7 protein-coding genes are annotated in these 7,066 nt (G+C 35.1%); 6 read left to right on the top strand and 1 reads right to left on the bottom strand.

The window, feature by feature from the left end; translation table 11 throughout:
- From Q4Q55_RS00510 to Q4Q55_RS00500, 3 genes are all read left to right on the top strand, one after another.
- Positions 1–1,856 (top strand): DUF3320 domain-containing protein (locus Q4Q55_RS00510; protein ID WP_303370868.1); only part of this gene is annotated, 1,856 nt, incomplete at its 5' end.
- A gap of 12 nt (positions 1,857–1,868) precedes the next feature.
- Positions 1,869–3,620 (top strand): excinuclease ABC subunit UvrC, encoded by a 1,752-nt coding sequence (uvrC, locus tag Q4Q55_RS00505; protein ID WP_303370867.1) that lies wholly within the window; start codon positions 1,869–1,871, stop codon positions 3,618–3,620.
- Between the two features lie 99 nt (positions 3,621–3,719).
- Positions 3,720–4,262 carry a zinc ribbon domain-containing protein gene (locus tag Q4Q55_RS00500; RefSeq protein ID WP_303370866.1) on the top strand — a complete coding sequence of 181 codons (543 nt, stop codon included), beginning with the start codon at positions 3,720–3,722 and terminating at the stop codon, positions 4,260–4,262.
- Between the two features lie 4 nt (positions 4,263–4,266).
- On the opposite strand, the gene Q4Q55_RS00495 is transcribed toward Q4Q55_RS00500, so the two are convergent.
- Complete coding sequence (locus Q4Q55_RS00495; RefSeq protein WP_303370865.1) at positions 4,267–4,563, bottom strand: hypothetical protein; 297 nt, start codon at positions 4,561–4,563, stop codon at positions 4,267–4,269.
- An 86-nt stretch (positions 4,564–4,649) separates the two neighbouring features.
- On the opposite strand from Q4Q55_RS00495, the gene Q4Q55_RS00490 reads away from it, so the two are divergent.
- The 3 genes from Q4Q55_RS00490 (at position 4,650) to Q4Q55_RS00480 (ending at position 7,063) form a co-directional block, all read left to right on the top strand.
- Positions 4,650–6,356, top strand: coding sequence for an ATP-binding cassette domain-containing protein (locus Q4Q55_RS00490; protein ID WP_303370864.1), 1,707 nt, complete (start codon positions 4,650–4,652; stop codon positions 6,354–6,356).
- Positions 6,357–6,782: a universal stress protein gene (locus Q4Q55_RS00485; protein WP_303370863.1), complete on the top strand. Its 426-nt coding sequence runs from the start codon at positions 6,357–6,359 to the stop codon at positions 6,780–6,782.
- A gap of 113 nt (positions 6,783–6,895) precedes the next feature.
- A complete protein-coding gene (locus tag Q4Q55_RS00480) occupies positions 6,896–7,063 on the top strand; it encodes a 4Fe-4S binding protein (protein ID WP_303370862.1) in 168 nt (55 codons plus the stop codon).
- Positions 7,064–7,066 lie beyond the last annotated feature (3 nt).

Genomic DNA, 7,066 nt, shown 5'->3' with positions numbered 1-7,066 from the left:
GTATTGCTCATGAAGAATTTGAAAATGAGCTAAAATCGGATGTTAAAGATGAATCCGATCGGGAATATGATGATAAAGTTGATTTGGGTTCTGATGATGATTATATTTATGTTGACCACAGCAACGATGAGCCAATTAAGGAATCAGGCGATGAAGATGAGGGTAGTGAATTATCACACAACAGCATAGATAAACCTCACAAGTCCGGCAAATCAAAAATGAAAGATAAGTTTGACTCATTTATTTCAGATGTTATCCATGCCGATTCACAATTGGAACCTGAAGAAATTGAAACAGTTCGTGGAGAAGTCATTGAAGAAGGTGAGGAACCGTTGCACAAACCGGCGCCTAAGGATGAATTTGTTGTTGAAGCTGAAATCGTTAAAGGTGAAGAGGAACTTAATATTTTCAATGATGAATTGCCAGATTTAAGCAATGACATCTCTTATGATGAAAATGACTTCGGGGAATTTGATTTGGAAAGGCCAACCCCAAAAGGTGAATTTGAAAATGACGAACTCAATGTATTGAACGATGAATCACTTGATTTTGGAAAAGAAATCCATGATGAAGCAACAAGAATTGTTGATAAAGCCATGGAAGAGTTCATGGATGGCATATTTGATAGCGATGAATTGGACAATGACAGTGAAACTGAAATTATTAAAGAGAACAATGCAGATGTTCAAAGGCCAAACATTGATGCAATCACACAGGAAATTGATGATGAACCTGATGAAGTGATAATTACTCCGGAAAGCAGCAGTGAAACTCCTGGAGATGGAGTCACATACTATCAAGGTTCCAATGATGTGAGAAGCAAGCTTAGAAAAAACAATTTCTATTATGATGATGAAAAACCTAGGTCCGTCAGGGATTCCATTAGGGGAATTAAAAAAGACATGAAATATATCAACAAATCTCTAAAAGAAATAGAAAATCCGACTCATGTCGATTATGTTTCTGTAGTTGACAGGACCGAGGACTACAATATTGAAGATTACCTGAGCAGACCAAGTGACGATGATTCACATCTTATAATCGAAAAAGAAGAGGAAATGACCTTTGCTGAGATGGAAGAAAAAAGAATAGAAAAGGAACTCATGATGGAAGCTCTTGAAAAAGAATTGGCCAGTGATGATAATGTCATTGTCACAGCCCATGAGCATCACAGAAGAGAAGAAATCAAGGACCAAACCCTTGAAGATATTATTCAGTCTGCCAATGACGATTACAGGGAAATCGAAAAAGAAAGATATCAGAATAACAATACTTTAAAATCATTTGATGATAAAAAGCTTCCCGGCAAAAGTAAGCTTGAAGACAACATTATAGAATATGTTGAAGCTGATGATATAGGTTTAAGCTCATCCGATGACTTGTACAAAAAACCTGCTGGTGAAGTGGCCAAGTCAATTAATAATATTGTGGATATCGAAGGACCTATCCATGTTAATGAAGTAGTAAAAAGAGTTAAGGATAGCTGCCATATCAAAAGAGCAGGGTCTAATTTGAAAAAAGCAGTAAATGCAGCTATTGATGAAGCAGAAAACTCAGGAGATATTATCAGAATAGGTGACTTTTTATATGATGCAACTAACAATAATGTTGTCATCAGAAAAAGGAATAAACCGAACATCGAACTGATTTCAGATGAGGAAATTTCTAAAAATATTGAGCTGGTACTGCTTTACAAACAGAATTTAACCACAAAACAGATTGCAAAAGAAGCATCACGCAACTTCGGTTTCAAATCCACTTCCAAAAAGACTTCCGATAGAATAAACAGTGTCTTGGATTTAATGATTGCAAACAATAAAGTTAAAATCAACAATGACTTTGTTGAACTTAATTAAGGAGGTTTAAAATTGTCTGTAAAACTCAAATCTCCGGATAATTTGCCAAATAAACCCGGTGTCTATATAATGCGTGATGAAAATGACACCATAATCTATATCGGAAAGGCAAAGAATCTCATAAATAGAGTTAAATCTTATTTTCGCGAAAAGCTGGACAGGCCAAAAACCCAAATTCTAATGAGTCACTTTGACAGCCTGGAATATATTGTGACCAATTCTGAAAAGGAAGCTTTGATTTTAGAGGCGACCTTAATTAAAAAGCATCGCCCGAGATATAATGTTCAACTGAAGGATGACAAGAGATATCCCTATGTTAAAATCACTTCTGAGAAATTTCCAAGACTTCTTATTACGCGAAACATTAGAAAGGACGGCATATATTATGGTCCGTTTACGGATGTCGGGTCCGTTAAACAAACAGTTAAATTCCTTAAATCACTGTTTAAAATAAGAACATGTAGAAATATGGATGGGCCATGTCTTAATTCTCAAATTGACTTATGCTATGCTCCATGTGATGGAAATATCTCTGAGGAGGAATATTCAGAGATTATCAATAAAATCGATTTGTTTTTCCAGGGCAAATATTCAGTCATTGTAAAAAACCTTAAAAAGGAAATGAATGAGGCGGCAACTAATGAGGAATATGAAAAAGCTGCTGTTATCAGAGATCAGATTTCCTCAATCGAAGAGATTATGGAAAAACAGTTTGTGGATTTGGTCGACGATGACCTGGACCAGGATGTAATAGCTATTGCCCCTGATAAAAATGAAGTCATAGTAATCATAATGCCCATTAGAAACGGAAAAATCGTTGGACGTGACGATTTTCTAATGAGCGGCTCCCAGTATGATTCTTCATCAGAAATCTTGTTTGCGTTTATTCAGCAGTACTACGGATATAATAGGCATGTTCCAAAGCAGATTCTTTTGGATGAAGATATTGATGATAAGGAATTGCTTGAAGACTGGTTAAGTGATTTGAGGGGAAATAAGGTTCATATTAAAGTTCCTCAGAAAGGTGTCAAATTGCGGCTGGTAAAAATGGCTCGCAAGAATGCTGAAATTATCAAACTTCAAAAGAAAAAGATGGAAAATGCCTTAATAGAACTTAAAAAATACCTCAAACTTGAAAAATTGCCTAATGTAATCGAGGGGTATGATATCAGTAACATTTCCGGAGAGTTTGCAGTCGGTTCAAAAGTGTCGTTTAAGGATGGAAAACCCAACAAAAAAATGTATAAACATTTCAAAATGGAAACTCCCGGACCGAACGATTTTGCCATGATGGAGGAACTGCTGACTCGCAGATTAAAAATTCTAGATTCTGACCCTGAACCTGACCTGATAGTGATAGATGGTGGTAAGGGACAGCTGGGCATGGCCTGTGGAGTTTTAGATAAACTCAACTTAAATCATATTCCTATAATTGGTCTTGCAAAGGAATTTGAAGAGATATATCTTCCAAATGCCAAACGACCAATCATTATTCCAAAAAATAATAATGCATTGCATTTGCTTCAGCAAGTGCGTGACGAATCCCATAGATTTGCAATAACCTATCACAGAAAATTGCGAAGCAAGAATATTTCCGCTTCTTCTCTTGACGATATCCCTGGAATTGGTGAAAAACGTAAGATTTCACTTTTGAAAGAATTTGAAACAATAGATAATATTAAGAAAGCATCAATCGAAGATTTATCCAAAATCAAGGGCATGAATAAGAAAACGGCTGAAAACGTCTATAATTATTATCACTAAGGTCTTATCAATTTTTAGATTGAATAACTAATTTTCCATTAACTTTAAATATAAGAATTTTAATAATGTTTTTATAGTAATTAAAAAGGTTTTAAAATTATGGTAAAATGTCCACGATGTGGCTATGAAAATTCAGTCTCATCAAAGTATTGTGATAATTGTGCCTATCTTTTAACTGACCAACAGGGTAATAGAATCAATAATACTAAAAGATCAAGCAGTTGGAATGTAGGCATTGCTAAAAAAATTGTTATTGTTTTGGGTATTATTGTTATTGCATTGCTTTTATTTTCATTCATTTACAATAACTCCCAACCTTCTCCTGAAGATTCTTTAAATGTTATAACTGATAATGGTACTGTTAACCATTCATCTTCTTATCCTTTTACTGCTGTTGTAAAATACGACGGCACATGGTACTCCAAAATGGGTGACCCTAATTATCTTGTAGATCAGTCAGGCAGCGGTGAAAAAATGTTTCTGCTTGATTGTGCACCTTGGGAAAGAGTATCAATTATGGCTCAAAAAGAAGATTATGGTGACGGGGAACTTACAATCGAACTGTTAAAAAACGGTGATGTTGTAGCTCGTAATTCAACTACAAATGCATCCGGAAGTATTGAAATAAATTATAATTATTAAAAAATTATAATCCATTTATCTTTTCTTCAAGCAGTTCTACAAGTTCATCAGTTTTGTAAAGACGGATTTCCTGTTCATCTTTAGTTTTAAAAATCTTTATGAATTTGATAATATCATTGCATAACTGGTCATATTGAATATTTAATGTGTTGAAGTTAGACAGTAGTGCAAATGCTTTTTCCTGGTCTAATTTGGGATTGTCTTTTAATATTCTTTCAATATTGGCAAAATGAGTTTCAATCATTATTTTTTCCTGTTCTAAACTGTCCATGTATTCTTGAATTTTGTTTTCACTAGCCATTTTGATCACTTGTTTTAAATGTATAATGATTAAACTATAAATAGTTTCATTGATATAAATCTGTATATTATAAAGGGGCATTAAGAATGATAAAAGTTGAAAATGTAAGTAAAGATTATGAACTTGATGATGGTACAAAAGTTAAGGCATTGAAAGATGTTAGCTTTGAAGTTAAAGAGGGAGAAATAGTTGGAATTATGGGTAAAAGTGGTTCCGGTAAAACTACTCTTTTAAGAGCCTTAAGAGGTGTTGAACATATTGATGCCGGAAGCATCACTGTTGGCAGCGACAGTGTCAATGCCGACTCATCTCAATTTTACTATAATAATCTTAAGAAAGTGACTGCAATTCACCTTCAGAGGTCTTTTGGATTATGGCCTGATACTGTGCGTGAAAATGTTTTGAGAAAATTATATGCACGTAACTATTTTGATGAAGGTGACACTAATTTTGAGGTTGCTGAAAGTGAATTCGGTCAGGAGGCCGATGAAATATTGGAACTTGTTTCTTTAACACACAAGAAAGACCATTACGCATCAGTATTGAGTGGTGGTGAAAAACAGAGACTTATCATGGCAAGACAACTTGCAAAACAGCCTAAAGCTTTACTTCTTGATGAACCTGCAACCATGGCATGCCCTAAAACAAAACAAGAAATATTGGATGCAGTTAAAAAAATCAATGAGGAATTGAATATTACCGTTATTGTCGTTTCCCATTTGCCTGATGTTCAAAAATACTTGGCCGACAGAGTGATCCTGCTTGAAGACGGTGAAATCGTAGATGAAGGTTCTCCCGAAGAGATTTGCGACAAGTTCATGGCTGACATGGAACCGATAGTCGACATCGAAAACATTGCAACCGATGAAGACGTTATTGAAGTGAATGATGTTTTCAAAAGATTCTATTTACTTACAGGCGGAGAAGTACTTCAAATCGAAGATATTAATTTCAAAGTACAAAGGGAAAATATATTAAGCATAATCGGTCCGAGCGGAGCCGGAAAGACAGTTCTTTTAAGAATGCTTGGCGGACTTGACGATCCTGACAAGGGAGAAGTGTTGTACAATGTTGATGGTGAATGGAATGATATTGACATTCCAGGTATGGGACGTATGAAGATAAGATCCAAATTGGGTTTCATGCATCAGGAATTTGCATTAAGCCATTATGCAACTGTATTAAATCAGCTTGCTGTTCGTTTAGGTTACAAGAATCAGGACATTATTAACGAAGCCAAAGCCAGGGCAGAAAAAATAGGCCTTAGTGAGGAACTCTTGGATTCATTTTATCTGCTAACTGACCTTCCGGAAATTGAGGCAAAAGAGCGTTTAAGACAAGTTGGATTGGATGCTGAAATTTTGAATGATTTATTCCCAAAATTCCCTGAAACTGCAACTAAGGAAGCAGTGGCTGATATTTTTGAAAGTCTTGATTTGGATTTGGATATCCTGCATAGAAAATCTTATGAATTGTCAGGTGGTCAGAAGGTACGTGTAATGCTTGCACTGATTCTGGTTTCAAGACCTAAATTCCTGCTTTTGGATGAACCGTTTGGTGATCTGGATCCTGTTACATTAAGAACCGTAACCAACTCTCTTAAAAAGATTTCTAAAAAATACGGCATCACTGTAGTGATGATTTCCCATAACACAGACTTCATTAAGGAATTGAGTAACAGGGCAATATTCATGGACGACGGAAAAATAATCGATGATAGTGAAGATATGGACAAAATCGTCGATAACTTCATAGATTTCTGCCATGCTGATTACCTGAAAGGGGACAGTTAGATGTTTGATGTGATAATGGTGCCTATTGATGGATCTGAATATAGTTTCAAAGCTGCTGAGGTGGCTATTGAAATTGCCCAAAAATTTTCTTCCAGAATTGCTGCAGTTCATGTATTGGAGGAATTTTCATTCAACAGCTATGATTCAGAAGAGGATTCCGGTGATGAACTTTTAGCAAAAGTAACCAAAAAAGCAAATGAAGTTGGTGTGGAAGTCGTTGAGCATTTGCTCACTGCAGACCCTTTAAGAGACATGAAATTCATCGCAGACCAGACTCGTGCTGATTTGGTGGTTATCCATGCTCATGGAGCCAACAACAATAGATTCGTATCATTTGATGAAAACAATGTTTCAGACACTCAAATTGGTTCAGTTTCAGAAAGACTTTTAAGAAATTCCGATGTGCCTGTGCTGTTGGTCAAATAATATTTATTTTTTTCTTTTTTAATTAATTTGATGGCTATTTTTTACTATACTTTTAAATAATATGAAAAACTTACTATTCATAACATAAACTGTTTAGTTTAAGGAGATAATATATGATTGTTAAAGATTGGTGCTCATTCTGCGGAGAATGTGCTGGAGTTTGTCCAAGAAATTTAATTCAAGTAAGAGAATACTCATTGGTATTTGATGAAGATGACTGTAAAGATTGCGACACTTGCATTAAAGCATGTCCAATTGATGCATTAGAAAAAGAGGAATGATAA

Origin of the sequence: Methanobrevibacter sp. (assembly GCF_030539555.1) — an archaeon.
Lineage (GTDB): Archaea > Methanobacteriota > Methanobacteria > Methanobacteriales > Methanobacteriaceae > Methanocatella.
Note: the sequence above shows the minus strand (reverse complement) of the source record. Positions and strands in the feature narration are given on the sequence as shown.

Excerpts from the sequence above, each read along its gene's own strand:
- Q4Q55_RS00500 (WP_303370866.1), top strand. The coding sequence starts at position 3,720 with ATGGTAAAATGTCCACGATGTGGCTATGAAAATTCAGTCTCATCAAAG.
- Q4Q55_RS00495 (WP_303370865.1), bottom strand. The coding sequence starts at position 4,563 with ATGGCTAGTGAAAACAAAATTCAAGAATACATGGACAGTTTAGAACAG.
- Q4Q55_RS00490 (WP_303370864.1), top strand. The coding sequence starts at position 4,650 with ATGATAAAAGTTGAAAATGTAAGTAAAGATTATGAACTTGATGATGGT.
- Q4Q55_RS00485 (WP_303370863.1), top strand. The coding sequence starts at position 6,357 with ATGTTTGATGTGATAATGGTGCCTATTGATGGATCTGAATATAGTTTC.
- Q4Q55_RS00480 (WP_303370862.1), top strand. The coding sequence starts at position 6,896 with ATGATTGTTAAAGATTGGTGCTCATTCTGCGGAGAATGTGCTGGAGTT.